This is a genomic window from Acidovorax sp. BoFeN1, from assembly GCF_003345135.1.
Classification (GTDB): Bacteria; Pseudomonadota; Gammaproteobacteria; order Burkholderiales; family Burkholderiaceae_C; genus Acidovorax; species Acidovorax defluvii.
Genome location: NZ_QOZT01000001.1, coordinates 1 through 24999 on the forward strand (window position 1 = coordinate 1; position 24999 = coordinate 24999).

The window sequence follows — 24999 nt, forward strand, 5'->3', positions numbered from 1 at the left end:
AGGGGCAAAAAAACCGTGCTTTGCGACTGAAAGCAGGCGATTTTGAGGGGTTGACTTTCAGGATACGGAAAAATGCGGCTACGGCCGCTGAACAGGTTCGGACGCTGGGGAGTATTTCAGCAGCCTGTTAGATGGTCAGCGCTGGAAACAGTTGGTTGTCGAATACGCCCAGCCGCAAAGTTCAATGCGGCAACGCCAGAGCGAAAGAATGGCAGGATGCGAGATGCCGACCTGGGGGGCACATTTCCAGCAGGTAGAGGCCTTGATGGAGCGCTTGCGTGTTACGAAACACTGACTTATTGCGTGCACCGGTGATCTATGCGCTTGATTTTTCTGCCTGGAAGCGATCCGTGGTCCGTCAGTGCTTTCCGCATGCGCGGGTGGTTTTCATTAATGACGCTGCTGCTGTACCCGATGGTGGGGTTTTGGCGGTCTGGGGGATGAAGCCTTTTGGCAATGAGTTATCAAAAAATGTAAGTGTTTTGCGCCTAGAAGACGGATTTCTGCGATCGGTGGGTTTGGGCGCAGATTTGATTCGACCCATGTCCTGGGTGGTGGACGGGCGCGGTATTTATTACGACGCCACCCGGCCATCCGACCTGGAGCATTTACTGTCGGGCAACAGTTTCGATGCGGCACTGCTGCAGCGTGCTGCCCGATTGCGACAACGCATCGTTGCCGAAGGGCTGACCAAGTACAACACCGGGCATTGCGGCTGGCAGCGGCCCAGCGAGGTGGGGCAGGTCATTTTGGTGCCGGGCCAGGTCGAAAGCGATGCGTCCCTGGCCTATGGCGCGCCCGGTATACGTTCGAACATCGGTTTGCTGCAGGCTGTGCGCCAGGCACACCCCAAGGCCCATCTTGTTTACAAGCCCCATCCCGACGTGCTTGCAGGATTGCGAGCCCATGGAGCAGGAGAGCAAGAGGCGCTTCGGTGGTGTGACGAGGTGGTCACGGACGCGGCGATGGGGGACTTGCTTCTGGCCGTGGATGAGGTCCACGTACTCACTTCGCTGGCAGGCTTCGAGGCTTTGCTGCGCGGCAAGCCTGTGACCTGCTATGGCCAACCGTTCTATTCGGGATGGGGCTTGACGTCGGATGTGGTGCCAAACCCGCGCAGAAGCCGGCGATTGTCGTTGGATGCGCTGGTGGCGGGGGCGTTGATAGAGCACCCCATTTACTTGAGCCGGACAAAAAGCAGCTTGATTACCCCGGAGCAGGCGCTGGATGAACTGGTGGCCTGGCGGGCCCGCGCCGGGCGCACGGCGCCTTGGTGGCGAAAATTGTTTCGGGTGGTGTTGCGGCAGGTTGTGGGGGTTCGATGAGCCAGATGCGTTCTATTCTATTTTTGCAGGGGGTTTGCTCCCCTTTTTTTGTGCGCTTGGCCGCCGCGCTTGAAGCCGACGGACATCGGGTGTTCAAGGTCAATTTCAATGCGGGGGATTGGCTTTATTGGGGCGACAGAACCGCCTGGAACTATCGCGGCGCTATGGCTGATTTGCCGGATTTTCTGGACCAAAAGTATCGCGAATTTGGCATCACCGACCAGATACTGTTCGGCGACTGCCGGCCGGTTCACCGTCCGGCGGTGGCGCAGGCTAAAGCTTGCGGCATTCGCACCCATGTTTTTGAAGAGGGCTATTTCCGCCCCTATTGGGTGACACTGGAGCGCGAGGGCGTCAACCGGCACTCTTTATTGCCGCGAGATCCAGAGTGGTTCATGGATGTCGGAAAAAATTTACCCGACTATGGCAACGGGCAATCGTTTCGCTCACCATTCAGAATCCGCGCAGCGCATGACGTGGCCTATCACATGGCAGGGTTCTGGAACCCGGCATTTTTCCCCCGCTACCGAACGCATGCAACGGTGAATGCTGCGATGGAATACGCCGGCTACGCGCGCCGCTTGCCCAGCTTGCGTTTTCACGCGCCGCGAGACAACGCTCTGGTGGAGGACTTGATCAGGGCGGGGACGCCTTTCTTTGTCTTGCCACTTCAATTGGGAAGCGATGCCCAGATCCGTGAACATTCTCGTTTTGAGGATATGGCCGCGGTGATGGAGTTTGTCATGGCCTCTTTTGCGGGGCATGCCCCCGGGCAGGCCAGGCTGGTCATCAAAAATCATCCGCTGGATACAGGGCTGGTGAATTATCCAAAAATAATCCGCGCCTTGTCGTCGCGCTTTGATCTGGCAGACCGGGTGGATTACCTTGAAACCGGCAATCTGGAAGCCTTGATGTTGCATGCCCGCGGAACGGTGACGGTCAACAGCACGGTTGGCGCACTTTCGCTGGGTTTTAACTGCCCCACCATTGCGCTGAGCGACCCGATCTATAGCCTGCCCGGGCTCACGTTTCAGGGCCCGCTGGATGATTTTTGGCAGGGGCGTACCTTGCCTGATGCCGAGTTGTTCAGGCATTTTCGCAACACGGTTATCCATACCACGCAGGTCAATGGTGGGTTTTATTGCCGTGATGGCATTGCTTTATCGGTAGAAGGCAGCCGTCGCCTGCTTGCATCCCCGCGCTCACCGTTGGAGGAGTTGTTATGACAAGCGCCATTTCCCCGCAAACTGTGTTGATCACCGGGGCAACCGGCGGCATTGGCGGAGCCTTGGTGGATGTGTATGCCGAGCCCGGGAACACCTTGATTCTTCAAGGGCGCAATGCGGCCCGGCTGGCAGACCTAGCGGCTCAGTGTGAGGCCAGGGGGGCAAGGGTTTTGACCCGCGTGCTGGATGTCCGCAACCGCGATGAACTCTCGGGATGGTTGCGCGACGTGTGTAATCAGGAGGCGGTGAATTTGGTGATCGTCAATGCCGGCGTGAACACCAACATCGGTCCGGAGGGCGCAGGCGAGCGCTGGGAAGACATTGAGGCTTTGATCGAGGTGAATGTGCTGGCGGCAATGGCAACCGTCGATGCCGTTTTGCCTTCGATGCGGGCCAGAGGAGCCGGCCAGATTGCCTTGATCAGTTCACTGGCGGCTTATTTTGGACTGCCGGTCACCCCCAGCTATTGCGCCAGCAAGGCGGCCGTCAAGGTGTATGGCGAGGCCTTGCGGGGTTGGCTTGAGCCGGAGGGAATTCGTGTCAATGTGGTGATGCCGGGTTATGTCGAGTCGCAGATGTGCCGAGACATGCCCGGCCCCAAGCCCTTTTTGTGGCCTGCCGACAAGGCAGCACGGTTTATTCAACGTGGCCTTGCGCGCAACCGGCCACGCATCAGTTTTCCATTTCCGTTGAATTTTGGCACTTGGTGGCTGTCCGTCCTGCCTCCGGCGACTTCGCAACGAATCTTGCGACTGATCGGCTACCGTGGTTGATGACATGGTATTGACGGTGGTTGCTTTACCGATATTCGCCGGCACAGGGCTGTCATTTGTGCTGGAACAGTGGATGCAACCCAGGCCGATTTCGTTTTGGAGGCGCCCAGGGGCTGCTTTTGCCATCCATGTTGCTCTGTGGCTGCTGGTGTTCACCGTAGAACTGGCGGTGTTCCGTCGCCCCTGGTTTGCTATGGCCAACGTGTTGGCGTTGCAGCTTTTTGTCGTGCTGGTCAGCAATGCAAAATTTCACTCCTTGCGTGAACCATTCATTTACCAGGACTTCGAGTATTTTTCGGATGCCTTGAAGCATCCGCGCCTGTATTTGCCATTTTTGGGTGTGGTCCGAGCGGTGATTGCTCTCGCTGGATTCGGACTGGCTTTTTACGCCGGTTTTACTTTGGAGTCATCGTTGAGCGCACGCATGCCAGTGCTGGACTTCCTCGGCATGCTGGCTGCCCTGACAGTCGCCGGGTTGGCCCTGTTGTGGTGCGGGGCAAGAGGCACGTTGCAGGTGATTTTCGCGCCAGAGACGGATTTGCGGCAGCTGGGTTTGCTGACCAGTTTGTGGCGCTATGCACAGGAGGAGCGCAAGCCAGCCTGTGTGCCTTGTTTGCCTTCTGTGCAAGATTTCAAGCAGCTTGGGCAAGCCCCTTTGGGGGGGGTGCCCCATTTGGTCGTGGTTCAGAGCGAGTCATTTTTCGACGCGCGGCGTTTGTTTCCTGGCATACGGTCGCAGGTGCTGCAGGCCTTCGATGCGGTCAAGGCATCCGCTGTCTGTCAGGGGCAGGTCGAGGTAGCGGCATGGGGCGCGAACACGGTGCGCACCGAGTTTGCATTTCTTTCTGGGCTTGGCCCGGCTTCACTCGGAGTGCATCGTTTTAACCCGTACCGCAAGTTGGCACGGACGGGTGTGCCGACCATGGCTTCTTTCCTCAGGAGTTTGGGGTACCGAACCGTGTGTGTGCACCCGTATTTCGCCAGTTTTTACACGCGCGACGAAGTGTTTCCGCTGCTCGGTTTTGATGAATTCATTGACATCGAAAATTTCAAAAATGTCGAAAAAACAGGGCCCTATATCGGCGATGTCGCATTGGCCGAGAAGGTTTGTGCTTTGCTGCAGAAGTCTTCCAATCAGCCGATTTTTGTCTTCGTTATTTCCATGGAAAACCATGGACCGCTGCACTTGGAGAAGGTGCAGGGGGATGATGTGGAGCGGCTGTATTCGAAACCGCCGCCAGAGGGTTGTGATGACTTGACGATTTATTTGCGGCATTTGGGCCAGGCGGATCGCATGGTCGCCATGCTGCGCGATCAGCTGGATGCTTTACCTGGTGACGGCTGGCTTTGCTGGTTTGGGGACCATGTGCCCATTATGCCCAAGGCGTACGCGGCGACGGCTGTGCCGGACGGTAAAACGGATTACCTGATCTGGCGAAAAGGCAACGCCCCTGACATGGGAAGCCGATTGGATGTGAAGATCGAAGATTTGGGAGGCTTGTTGTTGCAGAAAATGGGCTTGATAAGCTCGGCCGATACAGTCAGTGCGTTGGCAGAAGATGAAGAAGTGCGCGCTATTGGCGATGGCGGCATCCTCAAACATTTTATTGCAAACTGATTACTGCATGACTACTGCTCAATCTGGCCTGAAGCGACGCCATGTTTTTTATGTGACGGGATATGATCCGCGTGGGCCGGAGTTCTATCACGCTCTGCTTAAACGCGAGGCAAGGGTTGCAAAAAGTCGCGGCCTGGAAAATATCCACGTCGGATCCTTGAGGCAGACATGGGCGCATGGCTTTGTGTGCGAGTGCTCTGCAACCGAGGCGCCGCAGCTTGATATTTCTTATGAATTTTTCGCCATCACCGACATTATTGCGAAGTATTTTCGCGCCAGCATAATCTGGGCTTTGATGCAAAGTTTTCGCTTGTTTTTTGTTATGTTGGCTTCGGGTTTTCTTTTTAGGAATTTCCGCAGGGCGCCGAAGTTTGCGATTTTTTCTCTTTACCCTTTTGTTCTGATATTTCTCTTGATCTTGCTCGCGCTGGTGCTCGCTGGCGTTTTATATGCCTTTTCGGGAGGAGGATTGCTTGCAATGGTTGTGGGCATTGCGTTGTTCTCAGTCTTTTGTTTCTGGATTCGCCGCAATGACCATCGATTTTATTTGTTTTATCTGCTTGGCGATTTTTTCTTTTCACATGCAGTGGTGACTGGAGAAAATATTGATCTAAAGCGGCGCATGCAGGAATTCATTCGGCGGGTTGAAGGTGCGGTGAATTCGGCCGACGAAAACACTGAAATATTGATTGTTGGCCACAGTTCGGGAGCGTTGTTGGCGGTGCAGTTGGCCGCAGAGGTGTCACGCCGCGTAGAGAAAACTTCTACGGCTAAGATTTCTCTTTTGACTTTGGGCGGTCAATCGAGTCTCGGATTTTTTTGGAATACTGAATCATTTGTGGCCGATGTGGCGCAACTGGCCACCATCCAGAGCTTGGCTTGGCGCGATATATTTGCGCCACAAGATGTTATTTGTTCTGGGCGTTTTGATGCGGTGGCGCAATTAACGCAGGCTGAAAATAAGGGTGGTTACTCCTTGCATTCAGCCCGATTCAAGGAATCGCTGACTCCGATCAACTACGACCGGATGCGTTTCGATTTTTTCAAACTACACATGCAATATCTGCGTGCCCGCGAAACTGACCGGGGATTTGGTTTTCTGTCGATCATAACCAGCCCCGTACGGTTGGCAGCCACTCCAATTTAGTCGTGCCAACGCGGATCCGTTTATAAACGGTTGGCTTCTTCGACCACAGCCTGTACCGTTTGACGAATCTGTTCTTCGGTGTGCTCACACGAGATAAAGAATCGCAGCCGCGCTGATTTCTCCGGGACTGCCGGATAGAGAATGGGTTGGACATTGATGCCACGCTCGAAGAGCGCTGCGGACAGGCGGGCCGTCTTGATGGAGCCGCCGATAATTGCGGGAATCACGGCCAGGCCAGTGCTGGTTCCGGTGTCAATGCCACCCGCACGGGCCAGCTCCAGAAAGAGTTGCCCACGCGCTTGTAGCGTCGTGACGCGCTCGGGCTCCTGCAGCATGATTTTCAACGCTGCCAGCGAGGCTGCCGCCAGTGGTGGCGACATGCCCACGCTATAGAGGAAGCCCGGCGCTAGAAACTTGAGGTGCTCGACCAAGGCGGTCTCCCCGGCGATGTAACCACCACAGCCTGCAAGCGCTTTGCTCAGGGTGCCCATCCAGATGTCAACGTCGCCGCCTTCGAGGTCGAAGTGTTCTCGAATCCCCAGACCGGTATTGCCCATCACGCCGAAGGAATGTGCTTCGTCGACCATCAAGAAAACCTTGTGCCTGCGTTTGATTTCGACAAAACGGGGGAGGTCCGGATAGTCGCCATCCATGCTGTAGATGCCCTCAAGCACGACCAGCACCTGTTCAAACTGGTGACGTTGCTCCAGGAGAATGGCGTCCAGGGCGGCCCAATCGTTGTGGGCGAAGGGAAGGCGCTTTGCACCCGAGAGGGCTATTCCTTGCAAGACGCTGTTATGGATGAGTTCGTCGTGCAGGATGAGATCCTTGGGGCCGAACAAATGGCCAATGGTTGTGACATTGGCAGCGTGTCCACTCACAAAAACGATAGCGTCGTCGACTCCGTAGGCCTTGGCGATTTCTTGTTCGAGTTCCCGATGAATCGGTCTTTCCCCGGACACCAGCCGACTGGCGGAAACGGAGGTGCCGTAATCGTCAATGGCCTTTTTGGCAGCGTCTGCAACCACTTTGTGGCCGGACAGGCCCAGGTAGTTGTAGCTGGAGTAGTTGATGTACTCCCGTCCCCCGATCTGCGTGACTGCGCCGGCGATTCCTTCATGCAGTTTGAAAAAAGGGCTGCCAATTCCCAGCCGTGCAGCACCATCGTTCATGATGCGAATTTGCTGGTAGCCAGGGTGGTGGCGAAAGCTGTAGTGCTGCTGCGGAATATTGACTTCCCCTGCCGACGGGTGGGCAAGGGGTGCAACACTGCTGCCATGTTCGGCTTGCCTGAGCCGGCGCTCGAGCGCTTGTTGGATCAGTTTGTCTTTGATCTGGGCGGTGAGGCCCGGAAGTCCTTTGCGTGTCATTAGCGGATCATCCTTGAGGCAGCACCCAGAGATTCGATATCTTCTGCCAGGCTGGCGATAGATTCGGCCGATGCCTCGGTTCCATGTTGTGCAAACAACTGTTTCGTATGGACCTGAATTTGACTTTCTTCAGGAGCGGCTTCCTGTTCGTCGCTGCCTTTGAGTTGCAGGCCTATGCGTTCCGACAGTTTCGCGATGGTTGGGCTTTGGCTGAGCGCCATCACCGACAGCTGGATACCGAAGCGCGATTCGAGCGCAACCACCAGTTCAACGCCCATGAGGGAGTCCAGTCCCATGTCGTAGATGGAGCGGTTGGGGTCGATTTTGTCGGGCGATACCCGCAAGATTTCTCCCACTTCACTTTTGATCATTTCGGTCAGGGCGGCGTGCAACTCGTCGACCGAGAGTTCTGCCAGAAGGCGTTGGATATCGCCTGAGTCTTCCTCGTCCGCGTCGCTGTCACCGGCATGCAAGGCCAGTTCACTGAACTTGGGGCTTGCAGCGCTGGGCAGGAAACGTGACAGGGCTTTCCAGTCAAGCTCCATGACGCCGAGGCCAGAACGGTCTGCGGTCAGCATGCTTTCCAGCGCGTCGAGGGCGATGGCCGAGTGGAGTGCAGATCCGCCCATGCGGCCCTGGAGTGCGTCTTTGATTTTTTCATTGCGGGCCAGGAACCCGACATCGTCGATCGCACCCCAGCGCACGCAGGTTGCGGCGAGCCCGTTGGCGCGCCTGTATTTCGCCAGCGCTTCGAGGCAGGCATTGGCTGCCACGTAGTTGCCCTGGCCAGGATTGCCAAACAAGGTGGTTGCCGACGAGAACAACACAAAGAAGTCCAGCGTTGTGCCGAGGGTCATTTCATGCAGGTGTTGCGCGCCCATTGCCTTGGGTGCGAGCACGCTGCGAATCTGGTCCGCATCCATGCTGCGGATCAGGCCGTCATTGATGACCGTGGCGGCATGCACAATGCCTTTGAGAGGGGGAAGATTTTTGCTGATGTCGGCAAGCAGTTTCGCCAACGCGGTTTTGTCGGTAATGTCGCAGGCAGCAGCGTGCACCTTGACGCCTTGCTGTTCCAGCCGTGTGATTGCTTTCTTGGCGGTGTCTGAGCTGGGGCCGCTGCGGCTGATCAAGACAAGATGGCGGGCACCTTTGTCCACCAGCCATTCAGCAGTTCTCAGCCCGAAACCCCCCAGGCCGCCAGTTACCAGGTAGGACGCGTCGGCGACCAGTTTCATAGGCTTTCGGTTCGTCGAGGCGGGCGTGTGAATATGGCTGATGCCATTGTTGTAAGTCACGACGATCTTGCCGATCTGACGTGCCTGCTGCATGTAGCGAAACGCTTCGACAATGTCATTGGCGTCGAAGACGTGGTAGGGCAGTGGGTGCAGCACCCCTTCGGCAAACAAAGCCATGACTTCGGCGAACAGTGTGCGCGTGAGGTCGGGACGCGACTGCATGAGCTGGTCGGCATCAATGCCGAAATAGCTGATGTTGTTGCGGAACGGACGCAGGCCGATCTTGGTGTTTTCGTAGAAATCCCTTTTTCCCAGCTCCAGGAAGCGGCCGAAGGGCTTGAGCACCCGGAAGTTGCGGTTGATGGCCTCGCCCGCAAGGGAGTTCAGCACCACGTCCACACCCTGGCCACCGGTCATGGCCAGGATTTCATCGGAAAAGGCCAGAGTACGCGAGTCAAAGATATGCGTGACGCCCAGCTGGCGAAGAAAGTCGCGTTTCTCGTCAGACCCGGCTGTCACGTAGATCTCGGCACCAATCCACTTGGCCAGCTGGATGGCCGCAATGCCGACGCCACCGGCAGCGCCGTGGATGAGCACTTTTTCACCGGGCTGCAGGCGAGCCAGGTAGTGCAGGGCGTAATACACCGTGAAAAACGTGCTGGGAATGGTTGCCGCTGCTTCCAACGAGATGTCCGGCGGTATGAGTGAGATGGCGCTGGCCTGGGTGACCACGCGGTTACCAAAGCTTGAGGGGCCGAAACCTACAACCAGATCGCCAGGCTTGAATCCGCATGCGGGGTTGCCGACTCGGCTCACAACACCCGAGAACTCAAGTCCCAGGGTCGGGCCGGCAAAGCCGTTTTCAATTGCTTCGTCAGACAGCAGTCCGAGGGCATACATGACATCACGGAAATTAAGGCCAGTTGCACGTACGTCAACTTCGATTTCCGTTTCACTCGGTGCCACGCGCGGGTGCGCTTCCCAGCGCAAATTGCGCAACTGGCCCGGGTACTGAAAGTCCAGGCGAATGGTGGGCGCTTCGATCTCCTGATGCACTTGGGGCCGCGATTCAAGGCGCAAGCGCGGCACGTAGCGTGCGCCGCCGCTGGTCAGGACGACTTCCTGTTCGCCGTCCGGTTGCTCAAGCTCTAGGGCCAGGGCGGTAACGGCGGAGTCGACCGCCAGCATGCTTTCCATATCGACCAGGCGGACAGCACAGTTGGAGGCCTCGTTGATCAGCGTTCGACCGAAGCCCCAGAGCGCAGCATCCATCGGCGCAGTGGCCGTGGCGTGGGGCAGAAGATCGGTCGCGGCGGAATGGGTCACCAGCCAGCAGGTCGTGCTGGTCGATGTCATCTCGCATGCCTGGATGATGCTGGCTGCCAGTACGCATCGGGCCACCTGCTGGTTCAGAACGGCTTCGGCCTCGCTGGATGGATTAGAGAACCCCGCCAGATGGACAATGCCGTCGAGCTTCCCGTAACTGGCGGTGGTATCGCGCAGCAACGACGCGATGTGAGCGGTGTCGCCAGGGACGGCTTGCACGGCAAGGTCGCCCCGTTCCTGCAGTTGTTTGACCAATTGATCCGACCATTGCGCGGAAGGACCTTCTTGGTCTGCAAACAGGATCCAGCTTCGCGGCGACCGCTTGCCGGCCGTCGCCGCCAGCTGTGCAGACTGTGACTGCTGGGAGAGCAGCAGATAGGGGCCAGACAGCGTATCTGGCGACAGTTCGAAGAGTTCTGCACCGGAAAAGCCGAATTGCTGCAGCTGTTGCTGCCAGAACTGCACGCTGCGCTGATTCGAGATCCAGTCACCTTTTTCTGTCGGTGACCAATTTTTGCGCTGCCCGCCAAAAACAAAATCAATCCAGCGTGAGATGTGTTGACCGATGACCACCAGCGAGCCGCCGGGTACGAGGCAGGCACGCGCATATTCCAGTGCGCTGAGCGCTCCCTCCACGGTATCGAAGTCGAGTGTGACGACGGCAAGTTCGCAGCCGGATACTGGTGCTGCGGGTTCGGTAGAAGAGCCAATCAAGCGCGCATCGATTTTTGGAAACTGCTCCTTCAGCCTGGCTACATCTTCCATGGTCGCTGTCGAGGTGGTGGCAAAAACATAGTCGCCACTATTCGAATCCAGGGAAAGGCATGCATCCATTGCAAACGAAGGAAAACCTTCACTGATTTCCAGGAAGCGCAGGCGCCGGCCTTCGGGAAGCGCGCGTGTTCCCTGGGTAATCAGTTCACGCAGTGTTTGCCCAATTCTTTGCTTGCTTTTGGCGCCAAGCGCCTGGCGAGTGAGTGTGACCAGCGATGTCTCGCGCGGACAGACCTGTGCCAGCGTCAGGCTGCCGTCCAGCAGTGCCTTGAGATGCGCCCCGACTCGACCGACCGAGTGAACGATTTGGAAGTAGTCCGGGTAATCGGCCACCAGGCTGTTCCAGATGTCACCAGCGGAAGTCGCTTCATCTTGGTTGGGCAGGATTTCCCATCCGTCCGGGGCGGCCGCGATGGTTTGATCGTCGCAGGCCAGAAGCAGCAAATGCTCAAGGTAAGGTGCAATCTCCGGGGTGGCAGTCTGGAGCGCCAGGACTTTTTGGGCGGATAGTTTTTCACCATCCACCGATACCAGTTGCAATGCCTCTCTGGTGAATTGGCTGCAAAGACTGTCGAGCAACGGATCGACTTCTTCGGAATAGCGTCGGTGCGATCCTGTGAGTGCCGCACGCTTGGCCAGCTCGGCAACGGCCGAATGAACACTGTCGAAGGCGAGCGCGGGCGCACCGTGCACCGTCTGGGCGTGCGGCTGGGGAATGCCGTGGTAATCGAGAAAGCGCAGGTGATCCGCTGCATTTTTACTCAGGCGAACGCTGCGGAAACGGGCCTCCTTGACCGTCGCGATGGCCAACCCATTGGTGTCAAAAACAGTAAATTCAGCCGTCAGGGAGTGTGCGGTACGCCGCAACAGGGTGGCCCTGGCAAAACCGGGCGGTGCCTTGCTGGCGCGGAAGCTGAGTCGCCCGATTTTGGTAGGAATGAAGGTGATGCCTTCATGGAAACCCAAATCATCTTTCAGCAACTGGATGATGAGCTGGAACGTGCAATCCAGCAGGGCCGGATGAAGGTGTGAATTCTCCAGCTCGGCTTCGATGCTTTTCGGTATTTTGAAGACGGCCAGTGCGGAGCCGTCGATGACCCAGCCGCTGTCGATGCACTGGAACGCCGGGCCATAAGCAAGGCCGGCTGCCTGCGTAAGTGCCGCATGGCTTGTGTGGTTGAAATCTGGCTGACGCGTGGGCAATGCAGGGCAGTCCTGGCGCAGCATGCTGTCGCGTGGTTCACGCAATATGCGACCGACGGCATGCAAGGTCCACGGGTCCGTGTTGCCGACTTCCCGGCCTTTGATGGCAATGCTGCCGTCTTGTGGGTCGATGCTGAAGCGCACGAGCTTGGCGTGACCTTCGCCGAGCAAGAGAGGTGAACGGATCTCCAACTCCTCAACCTCCGCCAATTCGCCGGGGTGCGAGGCCAGTGCAGCGGCCAGTGCGAGTTCCGCAAACCCTGTTCCTGGAAACACGATGGCATCCCCGACCACATGGTCGGCCAACGCAGGATGGAGCTTTGTATCCAGCTGGTTTTCCCAGGTGAGTGCATGCTGCTGGAGCGGGTAACCCAGCAAGGGGTGGACTTTGCGCCGTTCGAGGAGCCCCAGGGATTGTGCCGTGACAGGGTGCCAGTGGCGTTCACGCTGCCAGGGGTAGTTTGGCAGTAGGACAAAACGGCCCGGCTCGGGGAACAGCTGCAGCCAGTTGATATCCACGCCCGCAATCACGGCCTGGTTGCAGGCACCCCAGACTCGCTGAGGTGCATCGTCGCCACGGGCCAGGGTAGTGATGACCCGGCCCTCTGCTTCCAGGTCTTTCAGGCAGTCATTGAGGTAGCTGCGCAAAACGGCATGCGGGCCGACTTCGATAAAGACGTTGATGCCATGACCCAGCATGGTCTTGACGGCTTGCTCGAACAGGACGGGCTTGCGGATGTTATGCCACCAGTATTGCGCGTCCAGTTCAGTGCCGCTGAGCAGATTGCCGGTAACGGTCGAGTAGAACGGTGCGCGCGTTGCACCTGGCTGGAGCGCTGCCAGCGTTTCCCTGATGCCGGGTTCAATATCGTCCATGGCTGGACTGTGGAAAGCGTAGTCAAGCACCAGCCGTTTATTGAAGACGCCGCGCGCGTTCAACGCTGTCTCAAGTTGGGCAAGAAGGTCTGGACTGCCAGCAACAGTCACCCCTCGGGAGCTGTTGATGCCCGCAATGACCAAGGATGGCGCAAGCGCCAGTTCTTCCAGCAGGTGTTGGGCCGCTTCATGGCCCATTCCCACTGCGGTCATTTCTCCCTTGCCCTTGGTGGTTCCTTGCAGTCGGCTGCGCTGATAGATGACCTCTACGGCAGCTTCGAGCGTCAATGCGCCAGACGCCCAGGCGGCAGCCACTTCGCCAACGCTATGACCTGCCACTGCAGTCGGAATGACGCCACGGTGGCGCAGCATTTGCGTGACTCCAACTTGTAGCGCAAAAAGGGCAGGTTGTGCGATTTCTGTATATTCGTACCTGCCTTCACCGTTTTGGTTGGCCAGTTCGGCCTCGAGTGAGTAATTCGCATAGCGGCGAAAAATGGCATCCACCTCTTTTACCGCTGCTTTGAATACCGGATCCTCTTCTAAGAGACGCCTCCCCATGCCTGACCATTGGGAACCGTTTCCTGAGTAAATGAAGGCTGGCCCGGAAGGTCTATCCAAAATTACCCCCGACTCCACCAAGGATGGTGTTGATGCCCCATTGGCGAATTCGATCAATTCCTCTGCTATGGCTGCAGGGGTTGCGCCATAAACTACGGCACAGTATTCATGGCGGTCTCTTCGAAAAGCCGCGCTGTAGGCGATGTCATAGAGCGCGGATTGCGACTGCCCTTGCACAAAAGTAGAAAACTCACGTGCTGCTTCTTTTAAGGCGCTAGGTTCTTTGGCGGAAACTATGAATGGCAGAGCTTTGCGCTGGTTGGTTTCATATGCCTTGAATTCTGGCAATTCATGGCTTTCTAGAATGACGTGCGCGTTGGCGCCGCCGAAACCGAAAGAGTTGATGCCGACAATGAGTTTCCCGGTTTTCTTGAGCGGCCGAGCTTCGGTCGCTACCTCAAGGTTCCAGTTGTCAAACTCGATCTTCGGGTTGAGGGTTTTGATTCCGATGGTTGCCGGCACAACACGATGCTGAATGCAGTGCAGTGCCTTCACCAATCCCGCTACGCCTGAGGCCGCTTCGAGGTGGCCCATATTGCTTTTTACCGAACCGATAAGAAGCGGGTTATTTTTTGAGCGTCGCTTGCCTAGCGCATCGCCGATGGCACGTGCTTCTATCGGGTCACCAACCGCCGTGCCGGTGCCATGCGCTTCGACGTAGTCAATTTCGGCAGGGTCGATGCCGGCCTGGCTGTAAGCTTGTTGCAGTAAAGCCGACTGGACCTTCGGGTTAGGTACGGTTAGTCCCGTTTTTCGGCCATCGGTGTTAACGGCTGAATTGGCAACAACAGCCAAGATTCTATTGCCGTCGGCTATGGCTTGATCGTAGTCCTTTAGAACGAAAATTCCGCCCCCTTCGGAGCGCACATAACCATCGCCGGAAGCATCGAAAACATTGCATCGTCCACGCCTGGACAGCATTGACGCCTTGGAAAATGTAATGAAGCCATAGGGATGCAGATGCAGGCTAACCCCACCAGCCAGCGCCTGGGTGGTCTCCCCCGACAATATCGAACGGCAAGCTTGGTGAAATGCCACCATGGAAGACGAGCAGGCGGTGTCAATCGCCATGCTAGGGCCTTGCAAATCAAGAACATAGGAGATGCGATTCGCTGCAATACTCGCGGTATTGCCAGTTGCAACAGATGAGTCAACGGCAGAAAGGTCATCTGCTAAGCGATAAGAATAGTCCGTGCTGGCGATACCAATAAAAACGCCGCATTGGCTGCCGCGAATGGTCGATGGCTTTATCCCGGAATTTTCCAGAGCCTCCCAGCTCATTTCAAGCAGCATTCGCTGTTGCGGATCCATCAGCGCGGCTTCACGAGGCGAAATACCAAAGAATCCCGCGTCGAACATTGACACATCCCCGACAGAGCCTGCTGCAAATGTATAGCTGCTCCCCGGATGATTCTTGTCAGGATGACGGAAGCTATCTTGCGCCCATCGCGAAGAGTCCACTTCCGTCACTAGATCGCGACCATCGAGCAGGTCTTTCCAGTATTGATTGGTACTTGTGCTTGGGAATCGGAACGAAAGACCGGTGATTGCGACGCGCTTTTTCATTAATTTATGGACGGCGAATTAAAAATGGCGGATTCAAAAGTGATATGCAACACACTGGATTTAAGTGAACGAGGGTGGCATGCTGCTAACTGTTGACCAACAGTCAATGTTACACAATGAACGTGACCGTACCGCGCGTTGACCTCGCCGCCGCGTTGCTGGAGGTCTTCGTCCACCGCCACAAAGCACTGCGCGCAAAGACCGAGCGGACGATGACGACACCAACGCGAGCAACTTCAAAGACCAAAAGCGCAGCAAAGAAACCCACGAATCCACCACGAATGGGGATGCCTGCTCGAGCCGAAGTGAAATGGGGCAATCAGCCTCAAACCGCTGCAAAGCACTCAACAAAAAAAAATCACATCCACCCACCACGCCAGCCCCCGTAAGGGCCGGTGTGGTGGGTGTGGTGGATGGTTTCAAGCTGGGTTGTCGCTATCAGGCAACGAATTCCTGCTTGCCTTCAGCCTGAGCTTGTCCACCAGTTCCGGTTTGTTCCCAGAGACATAGCCATTGCCGCCTGATTCCTGGGCATCCCCATCCACCTGATAAAACTCCTCGACCACGGAAGCCCCATCCTCTTCAGACTCCTCGAATTCACCGAGCGCAAACCCAGTCCTGGCCGCTTCGTCCAGCGCCGCCTGGTCCACACCCGCTGCCTTGCGGGCCTCCCAGTCGACCCTGGCACTGTCGATGGCTACCGCCAGCGTGCTGTCCGCGCGCAGCGTCAAATCCACGTAGTAAATCGGCGTGCGGTGTGACAGCGTGGTCGACTTCCCCCGAAGCCGCAGCTCCAGCGGCAGGGTGGACAGCAATCCACCCGACAGCGCATGCAAGTAACGCAACCGGGCCGAGAGCGTGCGAATGGAGTTGAACCCCGTGGTGCGCAGCACAAAGCTGCCCAGTTCGTCGCCAACCGCTCCATCCAATTCAATCCGAACGTTCAACCGCCCATAGGGTTTGCAGTTCCCTCCCTCGGCCAGTGGACAGGCTTGCGGTGCTGGGCAGGGAAAGCTCTGCATCCCGGATAGGGTGGCCCGTTTGCATGTCTCACCGTTGCCCACGCACAGGGGTCGCCCAGTGGACCGGTCAAACATCGTGTAATTCGCCCGCAGGCTGAGGTCCGGATCGTCAAACAGCAGGCGCACAGGAATGCTACGCAGCTTGGCACCCTTGTCCTTGCGTAACTGTTCATCGAGCGGATGATTGATCCAGCCATCGCGGTTTTGCACCTGGCTGGTGATGGTGAACTCGTCATCTTTCTCTGGCAACCGCTTGCCGTTTCTTTCGACGACCTTCCCAATTGAAATCCGGCCAATGACCGGGGGTGTCAAGGCCAAACCTTTGAGCATGATGATTCCTTCCAGAGAGATAAAAAAGAAGCGGACCCGCACCGATCTGGTGGAGGTCCGCTGTGGGGGGATGTGATGAATGGGGAATGAGCGATTGACTGGTCAGCGGCGTTGCCTTTGCCCTTGCACCTACTGCTGCACCAGAAACCGCCGACTCCCTGGCTTGGTCACTGCGTAGGTCTGCGCCAGCTCGGGCTGATCCTTGAGCAACTGCGCTGTATCCAGGGATGTCCCATCCTTGCTGCGCTTCCAGGAAACCTCCCCGGTCTCGAACACGGCCCGGGTGGCATCGCCCATGCGCTGCTGAATGCGTTGCTTGAGCTGGGCCTCCAGGGCGCTTTGGGTGCCGATCACCTCCCGCACCGCCAGCAGGTCAGAGAACGCACCCGACATCTCCATGTCGTCAGACAGATCCAGCGTAGTGCCGCTGTCCCGGGGATACAGACAGCGAAGCGCCAGATCCGCCGAGTCCGAACCATCCGCCGGTGGCTGCTGGTCCCGCTCCACATACTCCCAGAACTGCCGCTCCAGCGCGATGAGCTGGGCAATCAACGCTTCGTCACGGTCGATCCGGAACACCTGCAGCTCCTGTCCGCCGAGCAACACCGCCACATCGGCAGCGGCCTTGCCCGTCACCGCCAGCTGGTGCATGACCTGCAGCTGCACGTACTCTGGAACGCCATCGCGCCACAGCCGGGCACCGTGGATACCCGTCGTTTTGCATTCCAGAATCTGCACGTCGGATGCCCCGACCACCTCCCGGTCGATGTTCGCCAGCATCCAGGGACGGTCAGGGTGTTGCAACACTGCATTGATCCGTCTCACCTTGTGCCCGGTGCGCCGCGTGTAATGGGCTGCCACGATGGGCTCCAGCAGGGTGCCCCAGTACATTGGGCTGGAATCGTCCTGGGGATCGATTACTGGAAAATTGCTGTCGCGCCCTGTCTTTTCCATCCACAGTTGCAGCTGGGATTTGTAGGGATGCAGCCCGACAGCGGCAGCCGCGTCCGAACTGCCGATACCGCCTTTGCGGACCTCCAGCCACTGATCGCGATTGAGGGAAGCGGTCTTGACCAGCTTCAAAGCCGGTCGCGGATGGACTGACGGTGAGGAAGATGGAACGGCAACGGGATGAATCAATGGTTGTGACATGGTGACTCCTTGAGAATGGAAAACTACCCGAACAGCAAAAAGCCCCGGTTCCCATAAAGGGCCGGGGCTTTCGCTGCAGGGAAGTGGTGGGTGAGATGGCTTGTGTTCAATAAACCCATGGCGCTCATGACGCCAGCTGCAATGCGTGATCCAGGGCACGTTGCTTGAGCACCGCCCCCTGGCCAAACCAGGCACTGTCCAGGCGGTATTCCTGGCTGCGCGCACGCCGCTCGTGATCCACAAACTCCGTGACCGCGCACAGCAGGCCCCAGGCGGTGCCCTTGGCTGCCTGCAGTTCCGCGCCACGGCCTTGGCCCTCGTACATCGCCTGCACCTTCTTGAGCGCGCGTTCGTTGGTGAACCCCTGCGCTGGGTCAACGTGGACATCGGTCTGGCACAACACCTTGAGGAAGTAGTTCATGGACTCGTGGCTCTTGACCTTGCGCTCCGAGAGCGTCTTCATGCGGTACATGAAGCTGTCCCACAGGGAGACCGCAATGCCCAATTGCTTCTTGACTGCCTGCGCATCGAAGCTCGTGCTGTGCGGCACCTTGATGGCGCTGGTGGCACCACTGAGGGCGATGGAGAGCGTGTTGTTGCAGACCACCCGGATCGTGGTGGGCGTGGCCGTCGTGGCCAGACTGCCGTCACAGGACGTGGCCAGCAGCAAATAGCCGTTGACCACATCGTTGCCCTTCAGAGCCGAAGACTTGCCGGTACGGGCCAGCGCCCAGAACTTGCGCCCGGCCTTGAGGACACCGGCCGTCTCCAGCTCATAGCCCGAGACTTCCGTCAGATCCCGGTAGAACTCCAAAACTTCCTTGGGTTGAACGACTTGGTAGCGGCCACCGACCACGGACAGTGGTGCCTTGGTGTCACTGCGGTAAAGCACCTTTTGGTCTTCGAAGCTCATGATCGAACCAAGGGCACCGGCCTGTTCGGTCATGTAACGGACCGGCGTTGCGCAGATTGTCCAATCCATGCCGGCTTCCTTTGCCCAGACTTCAATGGGCTGCTTGGCTGGGAGTTGGTTGCCCAGATCGTGCCATGGGGTTTCGCCAACATAAGCCATTTTTTCTAGGAGGTGTGCCATTTGAAATGTCCTTGAAAGAGTTAAAAAGGGTTTGAACGTGTGTGAGGGACTAGGCGAAGTTGCTACGTCAACGTAGAAGCTATGACCCACGCCACGGTGAGGAAAACTTTGGGAAATGAGAGCAGAAAGCAAACAGGGTTCAAGTAAGGTGCTGGGTATGCTTCGCGCACTTCGCACTCAAGCAGGTTCAGGGCCTCCTGGACAGGTTCGGGACGGATGTAGCAAGTGTTGAGATTCATGACTTGAACTTGGCCATATCGGAAGGAGAAAATCTCTTTCATTGATGCTCCAGAAATTAAAAAGCCCCGCAGACGAATCACGCGGGGCTGGAGAAACACAGAAGCGGCGAAATGCCATCAAGTTGCCTCTTCACTAAATTCGAAATCGCAGTTGAGGCAGCGCAAATTGTCCAGAATGTTTTGATCGACCGCGCGCCCCACCGTAGAACCGACTGCACAGCCCACGGCTCCACCAAAAAGCCCCCCTAAAAGGGCGCCACCCAATCCTCCGAGCACGACTCCCACAGGGCCAGCTACAGCACCTACGGATGCGCCGAATTGTGCGCCACCGAAGGCCCCAGAGGCACCACTGGCTGCACCGGCCACTGTACCAACGGTGCCACCCGTCTTTTTACCGATGTTCTTGGTTTCGATGTGGATGGATCCACATCGAGGACAAATGTTTGGCATGTTAAATAATCCTTAAAGTATGATAAATCACGAGATAACAATCAATGCTTTTTATTGCCGATAAAAACATTGAATGCTGCCACATAGCAACCTGATAAAAGTAGTGGCCTTTTTTCAGAATACCCTTATCGAAAGAAAAAGAGCCCCCTAGGCCTAGTGGCCTGGGGGGCTTATCTAATATAGAAAGTATTAAAGCGCAGAGGCTATTTTGCTTTAGTGGTTCATTAAAAGAATATATGGATGAAAATTTTTAAAAACTGGTGTAGGTAATATTGCAAGGCGAGGTCTGGCAAGCTGGTGCTGCATTTCTGCACATAAATATTAAAGCTATTCCTGTACACAACAACCGGATCTTGACCTTCTGGGTCATGCGCAGTTTATCCAGCGCTGATTGCCGTGATGCGGTCCAGGTGAATAAAATCCACCAAGTCACTCGTTTACTATTAATTGCGTACCGTGTGGCACTGCGCATCGTTGGCGGCGATCAAGGATCGTCATGCCGGAATCCGTATTTGAAGACGGTCATGCTATTCAGCTATGAAGCGCGTGGCGATATTGTGGCCGGTGTCGAGACGGCATGGCATGCGAATGCCTTTAAGTTGCCTCGCAAGAATGGCTTTTCTCGGCCATTTCAATGGCTTATCGTTGGCGATATGAAAATGCTTCTGATTACGATGAGCATCTTTGTTTGATGCTCTGCATTGCGTTACAGCGATTGAGATGTACTAAATATCTGCAGTGCGGGCAACGTATCCGAGTGGCAGACGTTCCGCGATTTCGTGGGGGAGGTCTGTCGCTTGGATACGGACAAGGCCTTGCCCGCGCTGGTGGGGCATATGTTCCTCTGCCCGATTCGCGTGTGCTGGGCAACCAGCATGTGTTTCAGCAGTTTCGGGATTCCCGAAGTCTGGCGCGAGGCATTCGATGATGCACGCCACCGCGTGCAGCGTGCGCTGGCGCAACAGGTGGCCCAGCGGGAGCCGTACGAGGCGTTCGTACGCCTGTACACGCTGCGCAACAAAGTGATGCACAGCCAGCCGTATCAATATGCGCATGCTGGGGCCGTTGCGGCCGAGCTCGATCCGCGAAAAGCAATTTCAATGTACTGCAAAGGCGGAGCAGCCGCAATTTCCAGTCGATCTGCTTGATCAACTCATGTCCGGTGCGGTAACCCGGTTGTGTTTGAGTGCATCTTCCAGCAGTTCAACAAGTCGTTTCTTGAGCAAGCGCTAGGCGGGGTAGCGTTGCGCACCCGATCATGTCGCTCCCGAGCACGGCTGATGAGCGGAGACGGGAAAATTTCAGGACTGCTAGCTTTACCCGATGTGATGTGGGTAGGGCGGTACACCGCTTTGATGCGTGATCAAACAGTGTGCAGACTTGTCAAGTCTTCTCAAAAATCAAACTTCATTTAAGCCGACCCAACCCACAATTTAATGTGGGTTTTTATGTGGGTCAAGGTCTTAATTTTTGTCTAAGTCCTTGATTTATAAAGAATCCTGGCGGAGAGGGCGGGATTCGAACCCGCGGTGGGGATTAGCCCACACACGCTTTCCAGGCGTGCGACTTAAACCGCTCATCCACCTCTCCGAAGCCCTCGATTATAGCCATAGGTGAAGGGATGTTTGGGGCTGTGGGCTCGCTTGGCTCAAAAAAGGCCAGGGTCAGCTGCTTTTCTGGGTTTGCACCATCTTCATGGCCGACCCGATCAGTGCTGACACTTCGCTCATGTTGCTGGGCACGATGAGGGTGGTGGTGGCATCCTGAGCCACCTTGCCATAGGCCTCCACGGCTTTTTCGGCCACCTTGAGCTGTACAGCCTGTTCGCCGCCGGGCTGGCGAATGGCCGCGGCAACGCGTTCGATGGCTTCGGCGTTGGCTTCGGCGACGGCCTTGATGGATGCGGCTTCGCCAGCGGCCTTGTTGATGACAGCCTGCTTTTCGCCTTCGGAGCGGGCGATGAAGGCCTCGCGCTCGCCGGTGGCGATGTTGATCTGTTCCTGGCGGCGACCCTCAGACGCTGCAATGAGCGCTCGTTTTTCACGCTCGGCCGTGATCTGGGCCTGCATGGCGTGCAGGATTTCCTTTGGCGGCGTCAGGTCCTTGATTTCGTAGCGCAGTACTTTCACGCCCCAGTTGAGTGCTGCCTCGTCGATGGCCTGGACCACCTGGGCGTTGATGATGTCGCGCTCTTCAAAGGTTTTGTCGAGTTCGAGCTTGCCGATCACACTGCGCAGCGAGGTCTGCGCCAGCTGGGTGACGGCCATGATGTAGTTGGACGAGCCGTAGCTGGCGCGCATGGGGTCGGTCACCTGAAAGTACAGGATGCCGTCCACTTGCAGCTGGGTGTTGTCGCGGGTGATGCAGACCTGGCTGGGCACGTCGAGCGGGATTTCTTTCAGGCTGTGCTTGTAAGCCACCTTGTCCACAAATGGCACCAGAAAGTTCAGGCCCGGCGTGAGCGTGCCGGCATATTTGCCCAGCCGCTCTTTCACCCAGGCGTTTTGTTGCGGCACGACCTTGACGGAGCGCGCGATAAAGATGACGGCAATGACAAAGATGACGATGGCGATTTCCATGAGAACCTTTCCGGGTGACTGATGTGAGAAGTGGTTTCAGAGCGGGTCTACCAGCAGGCGGCTGCCCACCAGTTCGGCCACGCGGTGCATGCCCGTGGATGGCGTGACACCCGGGCGATGAATGGCGGTCCATTGGGCCCCGCGGTATTTCACGATGGCGGTGCCGTCGGTGGTCCAGCTGTCGATCATGACGGTTTCGCCCACATCCAGATTCACGCTGCGATCAGCGCGGGCAGAGGGGTCGCCAGGGCGCTTCTTTTTGAACTGGTGCCATGCCACCACCGCGCCGCCGCCCACAAAGGCCGCGGTAACGATCTGCACCGTCATTGGCAGTCCCAGATGCGCTGCCAAGGCTGCCGCCGCAAGCCCCACCGCCAGCATCAGCAGGTAGAACGTGCCCGTCAGCAACTCGGTGACTACGGCCACACCTGCCAACAACCACCAGATCGTGGATTCCTCCATGCCGACTCCTTTTTTTGTTCGTCTTTAGTGCACCACATTCTGGGTCAAAAGAATGGCACTTCAAAGGCGGGTCACGGTTATTCCTTACACTTCGCGCCTGTTTCGTTATTTGGCCGGGCATGGCACGGTTGCACGGAGGCTGCACATGAAGTTTCGCTTTCCCATCATCATCATCGATGAGGACTATCGTTCCGAGAACACCTCGGGCCTTGGCATTCGCGCTTTGGCACAGGCCATCGAGGCCGAGGGCTTCGAAGTGGTCGGGGTTACCAGCTATGGCGACCTGTCGCAGTTTGCCCAGCAGCAAAGCCGCGCCAGTGCTTTCATTTTGTCGATTGACGACGAAGAATTTACAGCGGACGAGGGGCTCGACCCCATCGTTCTGAGCCTGCGCAGCTTCATTGGTGAAGTGCGGCGCAAGAACACCGAAGTGCCGATTTATGTGCACGGCGAAACCAAGACCAGCCGCCACCTGCCCAATGACATCCTGCGCGAGCTGCATGGATTCATCCACATGTTCGAGGACACCCCCGAATTTGTGGCCAAGCACATCATCCGCGAGGCCAAGAGCTATCTTGAAAGCGTGCAGCCCCCGTTCTTCAAGGCGCTGCTCGACTACGCCGAAGACGGCTCCTACAGCTGGCACTGCCCTGGTCACTCGGGCGGCGTGGCGTTCCTCAAAAGCCCGGTGGGCCAGATGTACCACCAGTTCTACGGCGAAAACATGCTGCGCGCCGACGTGTGCAATGCCGTGGAAGAGCTGGGCCAGCTGCTCGACCACAACGGCGCCATTGGCGAGAGCGAGCGCAACGCCGCGCGCATCTTCAATGCCGACCACTGCTTCTTTGTGACCAACGGCACGTCCACATCGAACAAGATGGTGTGGCACCACACCGTGGCACCCGGCGACGTGGTGGTGGTAGACCGCAACTGCCACAAGTCCATCCTGCACAGCATCATCATGACCGGGGCGATTCCTGTGTTCATGAAGCCCACGCGCAACCACTTCGGCATCATCGGGCCGATCCCGCAAAGCGAGTTCGAGCCTGCGGCCATCCAGGCCAAGATCAAGGCCAACCCGCTGCTCAAGGGCGTGGATGCCAAGAAGGTCAAGCCGCGCGTGCTCACGCTCACGCAGTCCACCTACGACGGCGTGCTTTACAACACCGAAACCATCAAGAGCATGCTCGATGGCTACGTGGACAACCTGCACTTTGACGAAGCCTGGTTGCCCCACGCGGCCTTCCACCCGTTTTATGGCAGCTACCACGCCATGGGCAAGAAGCGCGTGCGCCCCAAGCATTCGGTGACCTATGCCACGCAGTCCATCCACAAGCTGCTGGCCGGTATCAGCCAGGCCAGCCATGTGCTGGTGCAAGACTCGCAGACCACCAAGCTCGATCGCCACCTGTTCAACGAGGCCTACCTGATGCACACCAGCACCAGCCCTCAGTACAGCATCATCGCCAGCTGCGATGTGGCGGCCGCCATGATGGAGCCGCCCGGCGGCACCGCGCTGGTGGAAGAGAGCATTCTCGAAGCCCTCGACTTCCGCCGCGCCATGCGGCAGGTCGAGCACGAATTTGGCAAGAATGACTGGTGGTTCAAGGTCTGGGGTCCGGACAAGCTGGTGGACGAAGGCATTGGCCGCGCGGAAGATTGGATCATCCGCAGCGACAGCAAGAGCAAGAAGGCCGGCAGCAAGTGGCACGGTTTTGGCCAATTGGCTGACGGCTTCAACATGCTCGACCCGATCAAGTCCACCATCGTCACGCCCGGCCTGAGCCTGGACGGCAAGTTCGACAAGACCGGTATCCCGGCGTCCATCGTCACCAAATACCTTGCCGAGCACGGTGTGGTGGTCGAAAAGACGGGCCTGTACAGCTTCTTCATCATGTTCACCATCGGCATCACCAAGGGCCGCTGGAACACGCTGCTGACCGCGCTGCAACAGTTCAAGGACGACTACGAGAAGAACCAGCCCATGTGGCGCATCCTTCCCGAGTTCTGCCAGCAGCACAAGCGCTACGAGCGCATGGGCCTCAAAGACCTGTGCCAGCATGTGCACGAGATGTACGCCAAGTACGACATCGCGCGCCTGACGACCGAGATGTACCTCTCGGATCTGACGCCCGCCATGAAGCCCAGCGATGCGTTTGCCCACATCGCCCACCGCACCACCGAGCGCGTGGAGATCGACCACCTTGAAGGCCGCATCACCGTGGGCCTGGTCACGCCGTATCCGCCGGGCATTCCGCTGCTGATTCCAGGCGAAGTGTTCAACAAGAAGATCGTGGACTACCTCAAGTTCGCACGCGAGTTCGCCAAGCTGTGCCCCGGTTTTGAAACCGATATCCACGGCCTGGTGGAGGTGGAAGACGAAAGCGGGCAAGTGCGCTACTACGCCGACTGCGTGGCCGACAAGTTTGCAAAGCAGCCCAAGCCGCTCGCCACTGCAGAGAACATGGTGCAGATGGGCGACGACGGCCCTTACGGCCGCAACGTCTGACGGTTCCGGCAGCCCTTGATGGTTGCCGCAATAGTGGTCAAATAGGCTGCTAGCGCTTATTGGATAAGCACTAGCAGCTCATTATTTTATAGCGAACAGG

17 protein-coding genes and 1 tRNA gene are annotated in these 24999 nt (G+C 57.3%); 9 read left to right on the forward strand and 9 right to left on the reverse strand.

All coding sequences use genetic code 11. The features are described 5' to 3' along the window. Positions 1-311 precede the first annotated feature (311 nt). Genes DTW89_RS00005 through DTW89_RS00025 form a run of 5 tightly spaced genes read left to right on the forward strand, consistent with a single transcriptional unit; the run spans position 312 to position 6089 of the window. Entirely contained in the window at positions 312-1325 is a 1014-nt protein-coding gene (locus DTW89_RS00005; RefSeq protein ID WP_236636976.1) for a capsular polysaccharide export protein, LipB/KpsS family, read from the forward strand. Next, positions 1322-2551 (forward strand): capsule biosynthesis protein, encoded by a 1230-nt coding sequence (locus DTW89_RS00010; RefSeq protein ID WP_114654438.1) that lies wholly within the window; start codon positions 1322-1324, stop codon positions 2549-2551. Before DTW89_RS00005 ends, DTW89_RS00010 begins: the two co-directional genes overlap by 4 nt. Then, on the forward strand, positions 2548-3324 hold the full coding sequence (locus tag DTW89_RS00015) for an SDR family NAD(P)-dependent oxidoreductase (RefSeq protein WP_114654439.1): 777 nt from the start codon (positions 2548-2550) through the stop codon (positions 3322-3324). Before DTW89_RS00010 ends, DTW89_RS00015 begins: the two co-directional genes overlap by 4 nt. Beyond that, entirely contained in the window at positions 3317-4942 is a 1626-nt protein-coding gene (locus DTW89_RS00020; RefSeq protein ID WP_236636977.1) for an LTA synthase family protein, read from the forward strand. The genes DTW89_RS00015 and DTW89_RS00020 overlap by 8 nt, the downstream gene beginning before the upstream one ends. A gap of 7 nt (positions 4943-4949) precedes the next feature. Beyond that, positions 4950-6089, forward strand: a complete 1140-nt coding sequence (locus DTW89_RS00025; RefSeq protein ID WP_114654440.1) for a hypothetical protein — start codon at positions 4950-4952, stop codon at positions 6087-6089. Positions 6090-6109: 20 nt separating this feature from the next. Here the strand turns inward: DTW89_RS00025 and DTW89_RS00030 are convergent, their stop codons facing one another. Continuing rightward, positions 6110-7459, reverse strand: coding sequence for an aminotransferase class I/II-fold pyridoxal phosphate-dependent enzyme (locus DTW89_RS00030; RefSeq protein WP_114654441.1), 1350 nt, complete (start codon positions 7457-7459; stop codon positions 6110-6112). Further along, the gene (locus DTW89_RS00035) at positions 7459-15063 is read right to left on the reverse strand and encodes a type I polyketide synthase (protein ID WP_114654442.1); all 7605 of its coding nucleotides are present in this window, start codon (positions 15061-15063) and stop codon (positions 7459-7461) included. Before DTW89_RS00035 ends, DTW89_RS00030 begins: the two co-directional genes overlap by 1 nt. A 116-nt stretch (positions 15064-15179) precedes the next feature. Between DTW89_RS00035 and DTW89_RS19205 the strand changes: the two genes are divergently transcribed. Beyond that, positions 15180-15452: a hypothetical protein gene (locus tag DTW89_RS19205; protein WP_147277607.1), complete on the forward strand. Its 273-nt coding sequence runs from the start codon at positions 15180-15182 to the stop codon at positions 15450-15452. A gap of 30 nt (positions 15453-15482) precedes the next feature. Here DTW89_RS19205 and DTW89_RS00040 read toward each other — a convergent pair whose 3' ends face one another. The 4 genes from DTW89_RS00040 to DTW89_RS00060 form a co-directional block, all read right to left on the reverse strand. After that, positions 15483-16415: a recombination directionality factor gene (locus DTW89_RS00040; protein WP_114654443.1), complete on the reverse strand. Its 933-nt coding sequence runs from the start codon at positions 16413-16415 to the stop codon at positions 15483-15485. A gap of 129 nt (positions 16416-16544) precedes the next feature. After that, positions 16545-17567 carry a YqaJ viral recombinase family nuclease gene (locus DTW89_RS00045; protein WP_114654444.1) on the reverse strand — a complete coding sequence of 341 codons (1023 nt, stop codon included), beginning with the start codon at positions 17565-17567 and terminating at the stop codon, positions 16545-16547. A 124-nt stretch (positions 17568-17691) separates the two neighbouring features. Further along, positions 17692-18660, reverse strand: coding sequence for a DUF932 domain-containing protein (locus tag DTW89_RS00050; protein ID WP_114654445.1), 969 nt, complete (start codon positions 18658-18660; stop codon positions 17692-17694). Between the two features lie 356 nt (positions 18661-19016). After that, the gene (locus tag DTW89_RS00060; RefSeq protein ID WP_114654447.1) at positions 19017-19349 is read right to left on the reverse strand and encodes a hypothetical protein; all 333 of its coding nucleotides are present in this window, start codon (positions 19347-19349) and stop codon (positions 19017-19019) included. 353 nt (positions 19350-19702) lie between these two features. Here DTW89_RS00060 and DTW89_RS19210 point away from each other — a divergent pair, with 353 nt between their 5' ends. Then, positions 19703-20041: a hypothetical protein gene (locus DTW89_RS19210; protein WP_161555612.1), complete on the forward strand. Its 339-nt coding sequence runs from the start codon at positions 19703-19705 to the stop codon at positions 20039-20041. A 105-nt stretch (positions 20042-20146) separates the two neighbouring features. Next, positions 20147-20497 carry a hypothetical protein gene (locus DTW89_RS00065; protein ID WP_114654448.1) on the forward strand — a complete coding sequence of 117 codons (351 nt, stop codon included), beginning with the start codon at positions 20147-20149 and terminating at the stop codon, positions 20495-20497. Between the two features lie 352 nt (positions 20498-20849). Here the strand turns inward: DTW89_RS00065 and DTW89_RS00070 are convergent. The 3 genes from DTW89_RS00070 to DTW89_RS00080 form a co-directional block, all read right to left on the reverse strand. After that, a tRNA-Ser gene (locus tag DTW89_RS00070) sits at positions 20850-20939 on the reverse strand. A gap of 74 nt (positions 20940-21013) precedes the next feature. After that, positions 21014-21928, reverse strand: a complete 915-nt coding sequence (locus tag DTW89_RS00075; protein WP_114654449.1) for an SPFH domain-containing protein — start codon at positions 21926-21928, stop codon at positions 21014-21016. Between the two features lie 36 nt (positions 21929-21964). Then, on the reverse strand, positions 21965-22390 hold the full coding sequence (locus DTW89_RS00080) for an NfeD family protein (RefSeq protein ID WP_024814806.1): 426 nt from the start codon (positions 22388-22390) through the stop codon (positions 21965-21967). 145 nt (positions 22391-22535) lie between these two features. Here DTW89_RS00080 and DTW89_RS00085 point away from each other — a divergent pair, with 145 nt between their 5' ends. Beyond that, on the forward strand, positions 22536-24899 hold the full coding sequence (locus DTW89_RS00085) for an arginine/lysine/ornithine decarboxylase (RefSeq protein ID WP_114654450.1): 2364 nt from the start codon (positions 22536-22538) through the stop codon (positions 24897-24899). Positions 24900-24999 lie beyond the last annotated feature (100 nt).